Here is a 16,661-nt window from a genome sequence, read left to right on the forward strand (position 1 = left end):
TCGACTCCTCTAGACCCGGCCCAGGGCAAAGCCCTTGGCCACGTGGTTGCGAACAAACCAGATCACCAGCATGCCCGGCAGGATGGTCAACACCCCCGCCGCCGCCAGCACGCCCCAATCGATACCGGACGCCGAGACCGTACGCGTCATCACCGCCGCGATCGGCTTGGCGTTGACCGACGTCAGCGTGCGCGCCAGCAGCAGCTCGACCCAGGAAAACATGAAGCAGAAGAACGCCGTCACACCGATGCCGGAGCCGATCAGCGGGATAAAAATCTTCACGAAAAATTTGGGAAAGCTGTAGCCGTCGATGTAGGCCGTTTCATCGATTTCCTTGGGCACACCGGACATGAAGCCCTCCAGAATCCACACCGCCAGCGGCACGTTGAACAGGCAATGGGCCAGCGCCACGGCAATGTGGGTATCGAACAGGCCAATCGACGAATACAGCTGGAAGAACGGCAGCAGAAAGACCGCCGGCGGCGCCATGCGGTTGGTCAGCAGCCAGAAGAACAGGTGCTTGTCGCCCAGAAAGCGGTAGCGCGAAAAGGCATAGGCTGCCGGCAGCGCCACGCTCAGGGAGATCACCGTGTTCAGGCTCACGTAGTACAGCGAGTTGAGGTAACCGGTGTACCAGCTCGGGTCGGTGAAGATCACCTTGTAGTTGGCCAGGGTGAAATCCTGCGGAAACAGCGTCAGCCCGCCGAGGATTTCAGTGTTGCTCTTGAAGGACATGTTCAGCAGCCAGTAGATCGGCACCAGCAGGAACAGGATGTAGATCAGCAGCGGAATAAGCTTGCGTTTGCTCATGTCGGCGGCCTCAGCGGTTGGCGTCGGAGTGGGTCATGGCGGTGTAGAACAGCCAGGACACCAACAGGATGATCAGGAAATACACCAGCGAGAATGCGGCCGCCGGGCCCAGGTCGAATTGGCCTACGGCCATCTGGGTCAGCGTCTGACTCAGGAACGTGGTGGCGTTCCCCGGCCCGCCGCCGGTCAGTACGAACGGCTCGGTGTAGATCATGAAGCTGTCCATGAAGCGCAGCATCACCGCGATCAACAGCACGCTTTTCATCTTCGGCAACTGGATATGTCGGAAAACCGCCCAGGCGGACGCACGATCAATCCGCGCGGCCTGGTAGTACACATCCGGAATCGCCCGCAGCCCCGAATAACACAGCAGCGCCACCAGCGAGGTCCAGTGCCACACATCCATCACCAGCACGGTCACCCAGGCGTCCGCCGTGTTCGCCGCGTAGTTGTAGCTGATGCCCAACGCGTTGAGGCTGTAACCGAGCAAACCGATGTCGGCGCGGCCGAAAATCTGCCAGATCGTGCCGACCACGTTCCACGGAATCAGCAGCGGAATGGCGAGGATGATCAACACCAGCGACGACCAGCGGCCCTTGGTCGGCATGGTCAGGGCGATGGCGATGCCCAGGGGGATTTCGATCAGCAGTACACACGCCGAATAGATGAACTGGCGCAGCAATGAGTCATGCAGGCGCGGGTCGAGCAGCACTTGCTTGTACCAGTCGGCGCCGACGAAGTAGCGGCTGGATTGGTCAAAGATGTCCTGCACCGAGTAGTTGACCACGGTCATCATCGGGATCACCGCACTGAATGCCACCAGCAGGAACACCGGCAATACCAGCCACCAGGCCTTGTTGTTCTGCACCTTGTTCATGGCTGCACCTCCAGCAGGTAGTCGTCGGCGTAGACCATCAGCCATTGCGCGGGGAAGCTGATGGAGGCCTTGCCTTCGGGCACCGGTTTGTCTTCGGCCAGGCGCACTTTCAACGGCGCACCGTCGAGGTTGAGGGTCATGATCTTGTAGGTGCCAAGGTCTTCAACGTGCACGACATCGGCCTGCATCGCGTCAGGGTTGTACTCATCCCACACGTGGATAAATTCCGGGCGGATGCCGACCTGCAGCTTTTTGTAGTCCGTGTCGCGCAGGCGTTGCTGCAACGACTCGGGCAACGGCAACAGCGTGCCGGCAAAACGCACTCCGCCCGCCTCGGCCTGCACCTCAATCAGATTCATCCCCGGGCTGCCGATGAAATAGCCGACAAACGTGTGGCTGGGCCGCTCGAACAGTTCGCGCGGCGTACCGAACTGCACGATCTGCCCGCCGTACATCACCGCGATCTTGTCGGCGAAGGTCGAAGCTTCAAGCTGGTCGTGGGTCACGTAGACCATGGTGATGTTGAACTGCTCGTGGATCTGCTTGAGCTTGCGCCGCAGTTTCCACTTCAGGTGCGGGTCGATCACCGTCAGCGGTTCATCGAACAGGATCGCCGACACGTCGTCGCGCACCAGGCCACGGCCCATGGAGACTTTCTGTTTTTCGTCGGCGGTGAGGTTGCGGGCTTTCTTGGTCAGCAGGTTTTGCAGGTCAAGAACCTCGGCAATTTCCTGCACCTTGCTGTGCACTTTCGCCTCGGCCATGCCCTGGTTTCGCAGGGGGAAGGCCAGGTTGTCGAACACGGTCATGGTGTCGTACACCACCGGAAACTGAAACACCTGGGCGATGTTGCGTTTTTCCGGGGTCAGCTCGTTGACCACCTTGTGGTCAAACAGCACCTGGCCTTCGGACGGGCTGAGCAGGCCGGAGATGATATTGAGCAAGGTCGACTTGCCGCAGCCCGACGGCCCGAGCAAGGCATAGGCCCCGCCCTGCTCCCACACATGGTTCATTTCCCGAATCGCGTAGTCCTCAGGGCCGTTCGGCGCAGGGCTGTAGCTGTGGGCCAGGTTCTGCAAATGGATCTCGGCCATCAGGCAACCCTCGCGACACGGCGCCCGGGGGCCTGGACCAAGCGGCCCTGACCATCGAACACAAACAGTTTATGGGTGGGGATATACACGCGGATCGGCGCGTCGACGTCGTACTCGTGTACCCCCGGCAAGTGCAGCACCAGCAGGAAGTGCTCGCTGCGCACATGCAGAAAGGTTTCCGAGCCGCTGATTTCGGCGACTTCCACGGTCACCGCCAGCTCCAGGTCATCGTCGTTGCTTGGCACCAGGCTGATATGGCTGGGGCGTACGCCGAAGCGGAACTCGCCCTCGCCGATGGGGCGCAGGTCGACGTTCAACGGAAAGTGCACGAAATTGGCGAAGCTCACTTCATTGCCGCTGATCCGCCCCGGCATCAGGTTGATCGGCGGCTCGGAAAACAGCTCGGCCGCCAACACGGTTTGCGGCTGGTGGTAGACCTCGGCAGCCTTGCCGCTCTGGATCACCCGGCCTTCGTGAAGAATGGTAGTGGTACCGCCCAGGGCCAGTGCTTCGTTGGGTTCGGTGGTGGCGTAGATGGCGATGGTGTGGCGCGCCTTGAACAGCTCGCGCATTTCCTGGCGCAGTTCTTCGCGCAGTTTGTAGTCCAGGTTCACCAGTGGCTCATCAAACAGGATCAGCTCGGCATCCTTGACCAGCGCGCGGGCCATGGCCGTGCGTTGCTGCTGGCCGCCAGACAACTCCAGCGGGTGGCGCTTGAGGAATTTTTCGATGCGCAGCATCTTCGCGGTTTCCAGCACTTTGCTCTGGATCACTTCGTCAGACACACCAGCCTGGCGCAACGGAGAGGCGATGTTTTCGAACACGGTCATGGTCGGGTAGTTGATGAACTGCTGGTAGACCATCGAGACGTTGCGCAGGCGCACCGGCTTTTGCGTGACGTCCACGCCGTTCATCAGGATGCGGCCGCTGTCGGGTTTGTCCAGGCCGGCCATCAGGCGCATCAGGCTGGTTTTGCCGGACAGGGTACGGCCGAGCAGGACGTTGAAGGAACCGGCTTCGAAACGCAGGTTGGCATCGTCGATCCAGGTTTGGCCTTCAACGACGCGGGTGACGTGCTCCAGGGTCAATGACATGACACGACCTTTTTATTATTGGAATGAATCTGGCCATTCGTCAGAGCGAGTTTCGTGCCAAAACGGCAAGTGGTTGATGTGTAAAGAAATGGGGTCATTGCGATGTTCAGGAGTGAACACTGCTGCTGAACAATTGAACACCTACAGGCTTGACAATGAACAGTTCTGAACAACACTCTCATGCCCAACACAGAACAAATGTGGGAGCGGGCTTGCTCGCGAAAGCGGTGAACCAGTCGACTTATCTATTGGCTGACCTGCCGCATTCGCGAGCAAGCCCGCTCCCACATTTTGATCCAGTTCAAACCGTTAGATTGTGCAAGACCCCATAACAATAAAAAGAAGGTCACCATGGCCGAACCCTTGGCTCACGACACCCTTATCCAGGAATCCTGGCGCCGTTGCCGCGCCTTTGGCCTGGACCACCAAAGCCCTCCCAGCTTCGACCAACTGCCCGCCGAGGGCATCAGCCAGTTACTGGAAAGCCAGCACTCTTTGGTGCAGACCACCCACCAGGAAGTCCTGCCCTATTACGAAAACATCCTGAGCAACTCCAACTGCCTGATCATGCTGGCCGACAACCAGGGGCAGGTGCTGACCTCATGGGGCACCCAGCGGTTTATCGAGCCGAAACTGGCGCGCGGCTTCAACCCCGGCGCCAGCTGGAGGGAACGCTCCAGCGGCACCAATGCCATCGGTACCGCGCTGGCCTGTGCCCAGGCGGTGCACATTGAGCACGACGAACACTTCCTCAAGGCCAACCGCTTCATGACCGGCTCGGCGGCGCCGATCTTCGATGTGCAGCGCGAAATCATCGCCGTGCTGGATGTGTCCAGCGACAGTTACCTGCCGCCCTCCCACACCCTGGGCATGGTCAAGATGATGAGCCAGACCGTGGAAAACCGGCTGATCCTCAACCTGTTTCGCGGTGAGCATTTCCAACTGACCTTCAACACCGGCCTGAACAACCTCGACAGCCAATGGGCGGGCCTGCTGATTTTCGATGACAGCGGCCAGGTGCTGTCGGCCAACCGTCGCGCCGATAATTTGCTCGGCATCAGCCTGTCTCGGGTGCTGATCGACAGTTTGTTCAAGGTCTCGCTGCTGGAACTGTTGAACCAGCCCGAAGGTTTGCCGTTTTCCTTGCAGGCGGCGGGACGCAACCGGTTTCAATGTTTGTTGAAGCGCCCGAAGAAAATGCCGGTACAGGCGCGGGTGTTCAGCGAACTAAAACCCAGCGAACCTTTACCGCAAAAGCCGAGCACCATTGGCCTCAAGACCCTGCATTTTGGCGACGCCCGTGTCGAAAAGGCCGTGCGCCAGGCAGAACGCCTGCTGGAAAAAGACATTCCGCTGCTGATCCACGGCGAGACCGGCGTGGGCAAAGAGGTGTTCGTCAAAGCCCTGCACCAGGCCAGCTCGCGCAGCCGTCAGGCATTTATCGCGGTGAACTGTGCGGCGATTCCTGCTGAGCTGGTGGAATCGGAGTTGTTCGGCTACGAAAAAGGCGCGTTCACCGGTGCGAACCAGAAAGGCAGCATCGGCCTGATCCGCAAGGCGGACAAGGGCACGCTGTTTCTCGATGAAATTGGCGATATGCCGTTGCCGACCCAGGCCCGCCTGCTACGCGTGTTGCAGGAGCGTTGCGTGCAGCCGGTGGGCAGCAGCGAGTTATTCCCGGTGGACTTGCGGATCATCTCTGCCACCAACCGCACGCTGCGCGAATGGGTGCAGGCGGGGCGCTTTCGTGAGGATTTGTACTACCGCATCGGCGGCCTGACCCTGGAACTGCCGCCATTGCGTGAGCGAACGGACAAGCGCGCGCTGTTCCAGCAACTGTGGCAGCAACATCGTGAGCCGACCCAATGGGCCGGGCTGAGCAACGAAGTGCTGGCGCTGTTTGAACAACACCCGTGGCCGGGCAATTTGCGTCAAGTCAGCAGCGTATTGCAGGTGGCGCTGGCGATGGCCGAAGAACAGCCGATCCGCCCGGAGCATTTGCCGGATGACTTTTTTGTGGATCTGAAAGAAACGCCCCCACCCGCACACGAGTTCGTGGACGACAGCATTGATCTGACCCAACGTCTGAAGGCAGCAGGCGGGAACATTTCCCACCTCGCGCGGGAATTGGGCGTCAGCCGCAATACCTTGTACAAACGCCTGCGCCAGAACGAAGGCTGACCTAGCGCGGCTTGACCACCACCAGCAGGTCGGTGAAGTACTCGACCCGGATCGGCAGGTTGTCGGCGAGGGCTGATAAGGCCGCTGTCGTGTCGTCCAGCTTGAACACACCGGAAACTCGCAGGTTGTGCAGGGCCTGGGGATCGAAGCGCACCAGGCCGTGGCGGTAGCTGGCCAGGGTTTGCAGCACCTCGCTCAAGGGCTGGTCGTTGACCTTGAGCAGGCCACGGGTCCAGGCGGCCGGGTCTGCATTGCCAATGGGCTGTGGCGGTTCGGCGCGGCCGTGATCGAGCACCGACCGCTGGCCTGCCGCCACCTTGACCCCTTCGTCGGCGTCACCTTTGACCGCCACCGTGGATTCGATCACGGTGACCACTGTGGTGCCATCCTCCGCGCGCTTGACCAGATAACGGGTGCCCAGCGCGGTGGCCGTGCCTTGATCGGTGCGCACCACGAAAGGCCGCTGCGCATCCTTGGCCACTTCCACCCAGAGTTCGCCTTGCAGCAATTCGATCACGCGTTGGCGGCCGTCGAACTTCACGTCCACCGCCGAATTGCTGTTGAGCTGCAACTGGCTGCCGTCTTCCAGCGCAATCTGTCGGCGCTCACCGACCCCGGTACGCTGGTCAGCCATCCACACGGGCAGGTGCTGCACGCCAAACCAGCCGCACAACACCACACCGAGCACACCCAGCACTTGGGCGCCGCGCGAGCGTGGGGGGGCAAAGGCCCGATTCAGGGCCATGCGCGCCGGCCGCGCGGGCAAGGTGTCGAAGTTGCCCCACAGGGTGCGCATGCGCTGGATGGCCACGGCGTGACGAGGGTCGGCCTGGCACCAGCTATTGAAGGCTTGGCGGTCGGCGTCGCTGAAGTCTTCGTCGTGCAGGCGTGTCAGCCAATTCGCCGCTTGCTGGATGATCTGTTCGGAACTCATGCCAACGGGTCCGCGCCATGCAGGCTGTGGTAGCAGTGCACCAGCGCGGTGGAAATGTAGTTTTTGACCGTGCTGGAAGACACGTCCAGGCGGGTGGCGATTTCGCTGTAGGTCAGCCCGTCGAGACGGCTCAACAGGAAAGCTTCACGGGTTTTCGCGGGCAGGCCGGCGAGCATTTCGGTGATGCGTTCCAGGGCTTGCAGGGCTACGTGGATCGCGGCGGGGTCCGGCATGCCGGCGTCTTCGCACTGAATGGCCAGGGCTTCCATGTAGGCTTTTTCAATGCGCCGACGCCGGGCGCCATCGATCAGCAGCCTTCCTGCCGTGGTGGCCAGGAACGCGCGGGGTTCCTTGATAGTGTGCGGCTCGGCCAGCATCAGCACGCGGATAAAGGCGTCATGGGCCAGGTCGGCGGCATGCTGGGAACAACCGAGTTTTTTGCGCAGCCAGCCGTGCAACCAGCCGTGGTGCTCGCTGTACATTGCCGTAAGGGTCTGCTGACGGGCGCAATCGCCCGGCGCGGCCGGAATGTCATGCATGCGCAAAAACTTCTCAAATGGGAAATGTTACCAATTGCGCGAACAATGCCAGTAAAACGCAGTGGGAGCAAGGGGCCTGCGGGCCGCCTTAATGCCCCTTCCCTGGTTTAAAGCCGAACCCGGTCAACAATGTGGGAGCTGGCTTGCCTGCGATCGCGGTGGGTCAGGCGAATCCAATTTGGCTGATAAACCGCTATCGCAGGCAAGCCAGCTCCCACATTGGATAGCGGTGTTTGCCAAGCCGGTTTAACGCCAGCTCCACGACACCCCGGTGTAGATGCCGCGCCCGTCTGCCGGGGTTGAGCGGGCAACGTCCAGACCTTTGTCGTCATAACCGGGAGTGACGGTGTTGGCATAGCGCCGATTGGTGAGGTTGCGCAGGTCGACCCAGGCTTGCCAGTCCTGCTTTGGCGCGTCGTAACCGAACGTGGCACCCAGGGTGGTGTAGGACGCGGCGTAGTAGGAATTGGCGTAATCCACCGCCACTTTTGAGGAATGCTCGGTGTTGAAACTGGTGTACAAGCCCGTCGGATGGCTATAGCGCAACTGCGCCTGGTAGTAATGTTTGGGGATGCCCGGCAGGGCGTTGTCACCGAAGCGGTCGTCGTCGCGGTAGTGGAAGTCGCTGTAGGTATAGGCTTGGCGCAGGGCGAGCCGGCCATTGCGGCCGCCGTCCCACAACGGGCTGAGCAGGCTCAGCTCCACACCCTGGTGCACCGTGGGGCTGGCGTTGGCTTCAGCGACCACGGCATCGCTGGTGGAGGTTTGCGCCTGGGTTTCGACGGTGAGCAATTCGTGGCGCACTTCGGAACGGTACAGCGCCAGGTCCCATTCGCCGAACGCGGATTCGCCACGGCCACCGACTTCCAGGGTCGTCGCGCTCTGATTACGCAGGTTGACGCCTTCGCGGGCCAGGCCCTTGGCCGGGCCACTGGCGAAATACCGGTTGGAACCCCAGATCATCGACCACGCGTGCGGCGGCTCCACCGAACGGCTGAGGTTACCGTACACCTGCAACTGCGGGGAAAAGTCGTAGCGTAGGCCGACGCGTGGCGCGTAATCCCAATCGTGCTGGCTTGTAGGCGAGTGGGTTTGCGGGTAAGTCACTTCGGTTTCACGGCGCGTGTAGATCGCGGCCAGGCCGGTGGTCAGCCACAGGTCCGGGACCAGTTCCAGCTCATTGCCGACGTGCAGCACGGTGTCGGAACCCAAATAGCTGTAATCCCGGGTTTTGGTGCCGGGGGCGTAGGTGGCAGTATTCCCGGCAGGCGTGCGGACGTATTCCGACGCGCCGTTGTTCGGCATCGCCTGGGTGGTGCGCAGTCCCACCGTGGTTCTGCTGGCGTGGCCGAACACGGTGTCCTGGCGAATGTAATTCAGGGTGCTGCTGATGTCGGTGTAGGCGACCTTCAGGCGGTTGGTACCTTCGCGCAGGTCCATCGGATAGTCGTGATAGGCCAACCCGGCCTCGATGCGGGCATTGTCGTCCAACTGCAAGGTGGTTTTGTTGGCGATCCAGGTAGACCCCGGTTGCAGGCGCTTGGAATCGCGGGCGACGTTCAGGCTGGCGGCGGCGCGTGGGTCGTGGCTGATTTGGTAGCGGGTCAGCTTGCCGGGCGTGTCGTTGGTGGTTTCGCGGTATCGGAAATAGAAGCGCGTTTCCAGGTCCGGGTTGAACCGGTAGCCAAAATTGGCCGCTACGCCCTTTCCGGTGCCGGCGCTCTGGTGCTGATAGCCGTCGGATTGCAAGTCAGTGAGGCTGACGTAGTAGTCGGCATCGCCCAGCACCTGGCCGGAGCTGATCTCGCGCTGGGCGTACCCGCGGCTGCCGGCTTCATAACGCACCTGCAACCTGGGCGCGTCATAGCCGGTGCGGGTCACGTAGTTGACCGAGCCCCCCAACGCCAGCGCGCCCTGATCAAAACCATTGGCGCCGCGCAGCACCTCAACCCGGCTTTGCCACAGCGGGTCTTTGAGCTCGTAAGGCGTACCGCCCGGGCCGGTCAAGGGCAGGCCGTCGAACATCTCATAAAGCCCGGAGGCATGGGAACCCGGGCTGCGGTTCAAGCCCGAACCGCGAATCGACAGCTTCACCCCCTCATTATTTGCCGCCTTGGCGTACACCCCGGCCTGGTACTTGAACACCTCTTCGTTGGTGCTCACCCGCCCCTGCTGCACGCTGTTCATGTCGATGTAATTGGTGCCGCCGGGCACGCTCTTGAGTTGCGCCTGGGCGACTTCCCCGGTACTGGCTTCGCTGCTGGTGACTTCGACCGGGGCCAGTTGCAGTGCTTCGGCGTGCAACGGGGACGCCAGGGTCAGGGCGGTGAAAAGGAGCGGGGTTTGGCGCAACAGCATCGGGGGCAAATCCTTGGAATTCGGGGGCGTGACAAGCCGTAGCCATCACGCGAACGGTGATGGGAAGCCAAGGGGCCCCATCAAGTCACTCTTGATTAACGGATCGGCGCCTTCCTACAACAGCCTCGGACGCATTTTGTTTTTTAAGTCCGAAATCGAATTAACACATGCAAACTCAGTATTTAAGGAAATAACCGCCACGCATTACTGTGGAGCCACTGAGTCACCCAAGCCCCACGAGATCGCCACCATGCAGACATCCGCCACCCTCATCGACTTCTCCCTTCACCGCAAACGCCGCCAGGCGCGGGCTGCAGGCGAGTTGATGTGGGCGATGTACGCCGCACGCGCCGGCTTGGCAGTGTTCGCCGCGCAGACGGCACAGCCCAGCGATACTCGCCGGGCGTAAGGCCGATGAATTTCCTGCACGTGTTGCCCGAACCGCCTGCTCCCCTGCCCAAACCCGGCACCGATGACGACGACACCAGCCTCTGTGTTGCGCAGAACCTGCAGCGCCTGCGCAGCAAACGCCATTTGTCGCTGGATGGTTTGGCGCGCGCCTGCGGTGTGAGCCGGGCGATGCTGGCGCAGATCGAATCCGGGCGCAGCGTGCCGTCGATCAAGGTGCTGTGCAAAATCGCCAAGGGTTTGAAGGTGTCGGTGGCAGCGTTTCTGGAAGATCGAGCCTTCGAAGGCGTCGAGGTGTTGCCCGCACAGCAGAGCAAACGCCTGGTGAGTGCCGACGGCGCCTTCGTCAGCCGTGCGCTGTTTCCCTACGATACGGCGCGCCAATCGGAGTTCTACGAGATCCGTTTACGCGCACTCGGCGAAGAAATTTCCGAGGGCCACGGCCCCGGCATCCAGGAGAACCTGGTGGTCGCCCAAGGCGTGCTGGAAGTCAGCGTCAATGACGAACGCTACCTGCTCTCCACCGGTGATTCGATTCTGTTCTACGCCGACCAACCCCATCGCTACCGCAACCCGGCAGACAGTGAAGCAGTGGCCTTCCTGGTGATCACCTACCCGGAACGCCTGGACTGAAATGCAAAACGCCCCGATAAGTCGGGGCGTTTTTTATGGCGCAGGACCTGTCAGCAGGTGCAGCACATCATCGGCATGCCGTTGCAGCTCATCATCATCGGCATGGCGCAGTCGTTCATCATTTTGTTCATCAGCATGCAGCAGTTGTTCATCATCTCCATGCTCATGCCTGGCATCGGCATCATTTTGCACATCATGCTGTCGCCCATCAGGGTGCATTCCATCATGCACTTCATCATTGGCATCGACATGCCCATGGCCATCATCGGCATCATCGGCATGTTCATGTCAGTCATCATTTTCATGGCGTCGGCCGACAGGCACATCATCGACAGGTTGGCGCACTGCATCATCATCGGCATGCCGCAGTTCATCATCATCGCCATCATTTCGGCGTTGGTCTTGAACTGAGCCATGTCCATGCCGGCGGCCGGCTTCATGGTGCACATCATGGCGTCAGCGGCCATTTCGCATTTCAGGGTGGCCATCATCATCGGCATGCCCATCATCGGCATCATTGGCATGGAAGCGTTCATCGGCATCTGCATTGCATTCATCATGTTCGAAACTCCGTAATCGACAGGAAATGGCTAAGTTCTGGCGCCGATTCTAGAGACGCCAGAGGGCGGCGCAAGACGGCGGCAGAGCAGCAGAAATGGATGTTCAAGGACCCGATTGGTTGAACAACACAGCATCAAACGGCGCAATAGCCATCAATTCGATGTGATAACGCCGCAATCTTCCACCAAGCCTGCTTAACCGGCGTTATGGATATTCGTTTCAGTCATTGAGACCAACCGGAAGGAAATAAACGATCTAACCCGCCTGAAAAAGCCCGGGTTCAAGCGCCTGCATAAACTCTTGCGCCTCAGAACCCGGTGTAAACCGGAAGCCAGCCATCTCGTTGCAGGCCAGAATCCCGGCGAGTGTTTCGCGCAGCTGAACTTCTGTCGGTGAGGTGCGTAGCAGTTTGTGCGCCGGCAATAACAGTTCAGCGGGAGCGCCCTGGGCGCTCGCCACATCGATCACGGCAAACAGGATAAATCGCAGGCGAACTTCACGTTCAGTGGGCCAAACCGTTTTTCGCTTACCCAAGGCAGGCACTCATCATTAGGAAAAGTCCGAGGCTATTGCCGACGAGGAGGTGTTTCAACAGATGGGCCGCAAGATAGGCCGTTTCCTACACGCAAACAGGAATTACCGCACCTCAGGTGCAGGACACACAAAGGCCCAACCCTTGCAGTACCTTCAACAGCAAGTAATCCCAGGCCCGGCTCAAGAAACCGCCCTCTTCTACCCTGTCCATCACCACCAAAGGTGTTTGAGCAACCGACTTGCCAGCTATTTGAAAATCAATGACGCCGACCACCTGACCTTTCTCCAGCGGCGCTGTCAGCACGGGTTGGCTCAGCACAGCCGTGGCGTGCAGATCGTCAGCCAGCCCATAAGGCACGACGATCGCGCCCTGATCTGCGGCATTGAGTCTCACCGTAGACGTATCACCAAACCAGATGCGCCTGCTTGCGTATACCTCATCAGGGCCGATGGCCACGCGCCGTTCAAAAGAGCGGGCGCCCCACTTCAGCAGCTTTTGCGACTCCTGAAACCGGGCCCGGTCATTTGCAGCCCCCAGCACGACAACAATCAACCGCATATCACCCACCACGGCGGAAGAAACCAGACTGAAACCCGACGCTTTTGAATAGCCTGTCTTTAGTCCATCCACCGTGAGCCCTGTGCTCCATAACAACCGGTTGCGGTTGATTTGGCGAATGCCCTTGTAGGCAAATTCGCGCTGCTTGTAGAGCGCGTATTCTTCCGGCAGGTCCTGAATCAGCGCCCGGCTCAAAATGGCCAAGTCCCGCGCAGTGGTGAATTGCCCTGCTGCCTCCAGGCCATGGACGGTCTTGAACCGGGTGTTGGAGAGCCCGAGTTTATTCGCGTAGTCATTCATCACCGCCACGAACGCTGCCTGCCCACCGGCGATGTAGTCCGCCAGCGCGATACAGGCATCATTCCCCGACTGCACCACCATGCCCTTGTTGAGATCACCGACCGTTACCCGGCTGTCGGGCTCAAGAAACATCAGGGAGGAACCCCGAAGCTGCGGATTGGCCGCCGCCCAGGCATCCCGATTCACCGTGACCTCGTCGAGCACGCTGAGCGACTCGGATTTGATCGCCTGGCCCACCACATAGCTGGTCATGATCTTCGCCAGGCTGGCGGGGTCGGTCTTTTCGTCGGCATTGGAGTGCGCGAGCACTTGGCCACTTTCGTACTCCATCACCAGCCAGGAAGAAGCCGCCACTCGCGGTGGAACAACAAGCGCTTGAGCACCTACGCCAACCGTATAAAACACCATCCAACACGCGACCACGCCGCACACAAACTTTCGAGCCCATTCACTGTTATTCATAAACCCTGACAATCACTTTCAACCCATCATTTAGCTCAAACCCAACGGTTTGAGTACATCAGCCGCGCAGCCCTTCAAACTCCAGCACGGCGCGCCGGTTCAACTGATAGGCCGCCTCGTCATCACCCAATTGCGCCGGGTAAAGGTCCGCATAAGAGACCACCTGAACCTGCCCGCCCAACACGCCCAGCTCGACAAGGCGCGCGCGAATGGCTCTGGCCCGAGCCTCACCCAACACAATGTTGTCTTGAAACCCGCCCGCGTTATCCGTGTGACCTTCCACCGTCAATTGCACCGACGGGTTATCAATCAACAGTTGAGCCACAAACTTCAGGCCCGCCTCACTCTCTTCACTCAGCGCACTACTGCCGGACGCGAAGTAAATGACGTAAACATTCGCTGCCGCCTGTTCATCCGATAACAGCTGCAACCTGTTTTGCGCCGCAACGTTGAACTCGCTGATCGACAGCAAATGCGCGCGCTCAGCCTCCTGTGTTGAACTGGAACAACTTTGCAACAGCAAACACAGCGCAAGCGCGGCTCCCCCATGAGTCACCCTGAACACACCCACCTCTCAACAGTGCCAAACCCTTGAATTGAGCTGAAATACTGAAGACCTGTAAGATATAGATCAACGCGCACAATGGACTATCTGATATGAATTTCATTGATATTGATGAAATCGACCTGAACTTGTTAAAAGTCTTCGAAGCGCTGATAGAAGAAGGCGGTGCGAGCCGGGCTGCCATTCGGCTGGGGGTGACGCAGCCGGCGGTCAGTGCTGCGCTGGCGCGTTTGCGGCTGATTTACGCCGATGCGCTGTTTGAGCGGACCGGGCGTGGTTTGCGCCCGACGGTGAAAGCCAGCGAACTGGCGCCGCTGGTCAGCGAAGCCCTGAGCCGGTGCCGCCAGGCCCTGTCGCTGTCCATCGAAAGCAACAACATCGAAGGACGAACCCTCACCATCGGTTTGTCGGATGACAGCGAAATAGCCTTGGGGCATACCTTGTTGTCCCTGATCAACGAGCGCCTGCCCGGCCTGCGCATCGTTTTTCGGCAAACCCACAGCGGGGTGGTCGAGGATATGTTGATGCGCCAGCAGATAGACATCGCCATTACCGCCGGCGGCTTGTCGTCGCCGCTGATCACCAGACAACGCCTGGGCGAAGGCAATTACCTGTGCATCACGGCGAACGAAAACACACTGCCGGCAACCGCCGAAGAGTACGCACAAAGGCCGCATTTGCTGGTGTCGTCCGGTGGTTTTGTCGGCATCGTCGACGAGGGCTTGGCGGCGGTAGGCCTCAGTCGGACGTTCAAGGTGTCCACTTCACACTTTGCGGCGGTGCCGTTTTTGTTGGCCGGTTCTGACTTGCTGACCACCGTGCCCGCTCACGCGGCGAAAGCGATGGAGAAAATCACCACACTGAAGACTTTTCCTTGCCCTGTACCGTTGCCGTCCTACGAGCTGGGGATGGGTACGCGGGTGGGCAGCAAGCATGATCAGGCGCTTAAAGTGGTCAAGGCGCTCATCGTGGAGGCCAGCGAGCGCTGTTTCTTCCTCAAGCAATAACCTCACTGCACCGGCAGGAAGTTCATCAACAACAAGCTCTGCGCGTAGTTGAGGCCGATGCGCCGGTAGCGCTCATCGAGCATCTGGGTCAACAAGTCGAGGCGCGCGACGATCTTGCCGAACTCCACCGCAAAGCTGAGGTTGCTGCCCTCCTCCGAAATTTCATTGGAAAACAGCAGCAACACGCCATTGGCGTCCTGGCGCTGGCCCAGCAGCCAGGTGGCTTTCTCGATGTTGCGCGCCGCGTTGCTGACAAACCGCGGGTTGATCGAGTCAGTCACATAAAACTGCGTGCGCCCGCCGTGGGCAGTGACGATCATGCTGCCGATCGCATAGATAAAAGCGCCTACCCGGTCGCCACGAAAGTCCGGGCTCAAGGAATAGCTCAGTGCCGCCAGGTCACGCCGCTCACCCAATGCCGGCAATGGCTGGCGGTTTTCGATGGCCTTGCGGATTTCCCGCGCAGCTGTCACCGCGTCCGGATAACCCGACTGACGCCACTGGTTGGGGTTGCGCAGGTACAGTTTGTTCATCAACAGGTAGAGGCTTTGCAGGTTGTCGCGCATGCCCAGGGTGGCCATGCGGTCAACGCTGGTCTGGAAGAACTCGTCAGGCTTGCCATTACTGAATTGCCGGGCGATATCGCGCCCCTGTTGCCCGCTGCAACCGCTTGCGCAGAACAGGAGCACAGTTGTCAGCACCAACGGCCATCGGCTGAGAAAAGCAGTTAACGTTCGATCCATCGGCACCCAGTCAGGTTCTGTGGGCCACGCACTCAATGCGCATGGTCGTGACAGGGATAGATCAAGAGATTCCCAAAAAGTGCGGCAAGGGCAGCTTGATCAGCAAAGGACTACAAGCCACCGCCCTCGCGGCTGACACGAGGGCGGTGGCCTGGACCCTACCGGGAAGTCAGCGCCTCGGTCGCGGCCTCATCGATGAATGCGGCCACTTCGACCGGTTGGGACGCCAACGAAGCATGGCTCGCAGCCAGGGTGATGACCTTGCGGGCGTTGAGGCGAGCCGACATGCGTTGCTGGTTTTGCGGATTGATCATCCGGTCTTCGCTGGAAATCTGATACCAGGAGGGTTTCTTCTTCCAGGCAGGCGCGCCAAGGGTATCGCCAAACGTGCTGGCCAGAGGCGCCTTCTGGGTGACGGCCATCACCAGAGCTTCGTCGGCGCTCAGGTCCTGGCAGAAGCTTTCATGGAATTTTTCCGGCTTGAGCCACAGGTAGCCGTCGCTGTCCGGCTCAAGATTGGGCGCTGCGGCGGGCAGGTGCTGTTGCGTGATGCCGCCGGGGCTTTCCCCTGCGTCCGGCGCGAACGCGGCGATGTACACCAGCCCCACCACATTGGGCTGATCGCCGGCTTCGGTAATCACTGCGCCGCCGTAGGAATGCCCCACCAACAGCACCGGGCCCTTTTGCTGCGCAATCATCTTGCGCGTGCGCTCGGCGTCGTCGGCCAGCGAGGTCAGCGGCATTTCAACCGCCTGAATGGAGGTGTAGCCCTTGCGCGTCAATTCGAGGATGACCTTGCTCCAGTGCGCCGCGCCGCCCCAAAAGCCGTGAACCAGTAAAACCGCAGGTTTGTTGCTCATCGCCAGACTCCTGTTGGATGAATAAACACGGATTGCCAATGACGTTGAAACCGGGTGCTTTTTGGGCACATCGCAGTATGGTTCAGAGCGTGCGAGCTGTCGTCGGCGCGATCCTGTCGAATACTTGCCTGATCCTCCGGTT

At 60.1% G+C, this 16,661-nt stretch carries 17 protein-coding genes; 4 read left to right on the top strand and 13 right to left on the bottom strand.

Going from position 1 to position 16,661, the window contains the following annotated elements; genetic code table 11:
* Positions 1-9: 9 nt before the first annotated feature.
* From AB4P94_RS25420 to AB4P94_RS25435, 4 genes are read right to left on the bottom strand one after another with little or no spacing between them, the layout of a single operon-like run.
* Positions 10-810 carry a carbohydrate ABC transporter permease gene (locus AB4P94_RS25420; RefSeq protein ID WP_003232361.1) on the bottom strand — a complete coding sequence of 267 codons (801 nt, stop codon included), beginning with the start codon at positions 808-810 and terminating at the stop codon, positions 10-12.
* A gap of 10 nt (positions 811-820) precedes the next feature.
* The gene (locus tag AB4P94_RS25425; protein WP_017735078.1) at positions 821-1,687 is read right to left on the bottom strand and encodes a carbohydrate ABC transporter permease; all 867 of its coding nucleotides are present in this window, start codon (positions 1,685-1,687) and stop codon (positions 821-823) included.
* Positions 1,684-2,781, bottom strand: coding sequence for an ABC transporter ATP-binding protein (locus tag AB4P94_RS25430; protein ID WP_395608046.1), 1,098 nt, complete (start codon positions 2,779-2,781; stop codon positions 1,684-1,686). Before AB4P94_RS25430 ends, AB4P94_RS25425 begins: the two co-directional genes overlap by 4 nt.
* Positions 2,781-3,875 (bottom strand): ABC transporter ATP-binding protein, encoded by a 1,095-nt coding sequence (locus AB4P94_RS25435; protein WP_395608047.1) that lies wholly within the window; start codon positions 3,873-3,875, stop codon positions 2,781-2,783. The genes AB4P94_RS25430 and AB4P94_RS25435 overlap by 1 nt, the downstream gene beginning before the upstream one ends.
* 351 nt (positions 3,876-4,226) lie before the next feature.
* Between AB4P94_RS25435 and AB4P94_RS25440 the strand changes: the two genes are divergently transcribed.
* Positions 4,227-6,056 carry a sigma-54-dependent Fis family transcriptional regulator gene (locus AB4P94_RS25440; RefSeq protein ID WP_395608048.1) on the top strand — a complete coding sequence of 610 codons (1,830 nt, stop codon included), beginning with the start codon at positions 4,227-4,229 and terminating at the stop codon, positions 6,054-6,056.
* A 1-nt stretch (position 6,057) separates the two neighbouring features.
* Here the strand turns inward: AB4P94_RS25440 and AB4P94_RS25445 are convergent, their stop codons facing one another.
* From AB4P94_RS25445 to AB4P94_RS25455, 3 genes are all read right to left on the bottom strand, one after another.
* Positions 6,058-6,990: a FecR family protein gene (locus AB4P94_RS25445; RefSeq protein WP_395608049.1), complete on the bottom strand. Its 933-nt coding sequence runs from the start codon at positions 6,988-6,990 to the stop codon at positions 6,058-6,060.
* A complete protein-coding gene (locus AB4P94_RS25450; RefSeq protein ID WP_395608050.1) occupies positions 6,987-7,529 on the bottom strand; it encodes a sigma-70 family RNA polymerase sigma factor in 543 nt (180 codons plus the stop codon). Before AB4P94_RS25450 ends, AB4P94_RS25445 begins: the two co-directional genes overlap by 4 nt.
* A 246-nt stretch (positions 7,530-7,775) precedes the next feature.
* Positions 7,776-9,887, bottom strand: coding sequence for a TonB-dependent receptor family protein (locus AB4P94_RS25455; RefSeq protein ID WP_395608051.1), 2,112 nt, complete (start codon positions 9,885-9,887; stop codon positions 7,776-7,778).
* A gap of 250 nt (positions 9,888-10,137) precedes the next feature.
* Here AB4P94_RS25455 and AB4P94_RS25460 point away from each other — a divergent pair, with 250 nt between their 5' ends.
* On the top strand, positions 10,138-10,296 hold the full coding sequence (locus tag AB4P94_RS25460) for a hypothetical protein (protein ID WP_395608052.1): 159 nt from the start codon (positions 10,138-10,140) through the stop codon (positions 10,294-10,296).
* Between the two features lie 5 nt (positions 10,297-10,301).
* A complete protein-coding gene (locus tag AB4P94_RS25465) occupies positions 10,302-10,928 on the top strand; it encodes a helix-turn-helix domain-containing protein (RefSeq protein WP_395608053.1) in 627 nt (208 codons plus the stop codon).
* A gap of 50 nt (positions 10,929-10,978) precedes the next feature.
* Here the strand turns inward: AB4P94_RS25465 and AB4P94_RS25470 are convergent, their stop codons facing one another.
* The 4 genes from AB4P94_RS25470 to AB4P94_RS25485 all read right to left on the bottom strand — a co-directional run bounded on the left by AB4P94_RS25470 (position 10,979) and on the right by AB4P94_RS25485 (position 13,816).
* Positions 10,979-11,488, bottom strand: coding sequence for a hypothetical protein (locus AB4P94_RS25470; RefSeq protein ID WP_395608054.1), 510 nt, complete (start codon positions 11,486-11,488; stop codon positions 10,979-10,981).
* Between the two features lie 256 nt (positions 11,489-11,744).
* On the bottom strand, positions 11,745-12,023 hold the full coding sequence (locus AB4P94_RS25475; protein WP_395608055.1) for a hypothetical protein: 279 nt from the start codon (positions 12,021-12,023) through the stop codon (positions 11,745-11,747).
* 112 nt (positions 12,024-12,135) lie between these two features.
* Entirely contained in the window at positions 12,136-13,344 is a 1,209-nt protein-coding gene (locus AB4P94_RS25480; RefSeq protein WP_395608056.1) for a serine hydrolase, read from the bottom strand.
* Positions 13,345-13,402: 58 nt separating this feature from the next.
* Positions 13,403-13,816: an OmpA family protein gene (locus AB4P94_RS25485; RefSeq protein ID WP_395608057.1), complete on the bottom strand. Its 414-nt coding sequence runs from the start codon at positions 13,814-13,816 to the stop codon at positions 13,403-13,405.
* Positions 13,817-14,001: 185 nt separating this feature from the next.
* On the opposite strand from AB4P94_RS25485, the gene AB4P94_RS25490 reads away from it, so the two are divergent.
* A complete protein-coding gene (locus tag AB4P94_RS25490) occupies positions 14,002-14,916 on the top strand; it encodes a LysR substrate-binding domain-containing protein (RefSeq protein ID WP_395608058.1) in 915 nt (304 codons plus the stop codon).
* A 2-nt stretch (positions 14,917-14,918) separates the two neighbouring features.
* Here the strand turns inward: AB4P94_RS25490 and AB4P94_RS25495 are convergent, their stop codons facing one another.
* Both AB4P94_RS25495 and AB4P94_RS25500 read right to left on the bottom strand, forming a co-directional pair.
* The gene (locus tag AB4P94_RS25495) at positions 14,919-15,659 is read right to left on the bottom strand and encodes a hypothetical protein (RefSeq protein ID WP_395608059.1); all 741 of its coding nucleotides are present in this window, start codon (positions 15,657-15,659) and stop codon (positions 14,919-14,921) included.
* A gap of 158 nt (positions 15,660-15,817) precedes the next feature.
* On the bottom strand, positions 15,818-16,519 hold the full coding sequence (locus AB4P94_RS25500) for an alpha/beta hydrolase (protein ID WP_395608060.1): 702 nt from the start codon (positions 16,517-16,519) through the stop codon (positions 15,818-15,820).
* Between the last annotated feature and the right edge of the window lie 142 nt (positions 16,520-16,661).

It is taken from the genome of Pseudomonas sp. B22129, from assembly GCF_044218875.1.
Taxonomy (GTDB): Bacteria; Pseudomonadota; Gammaproteobacteria; order Pseudomonadales; family Pseudomonadaceae; genus Aquipseudomonas.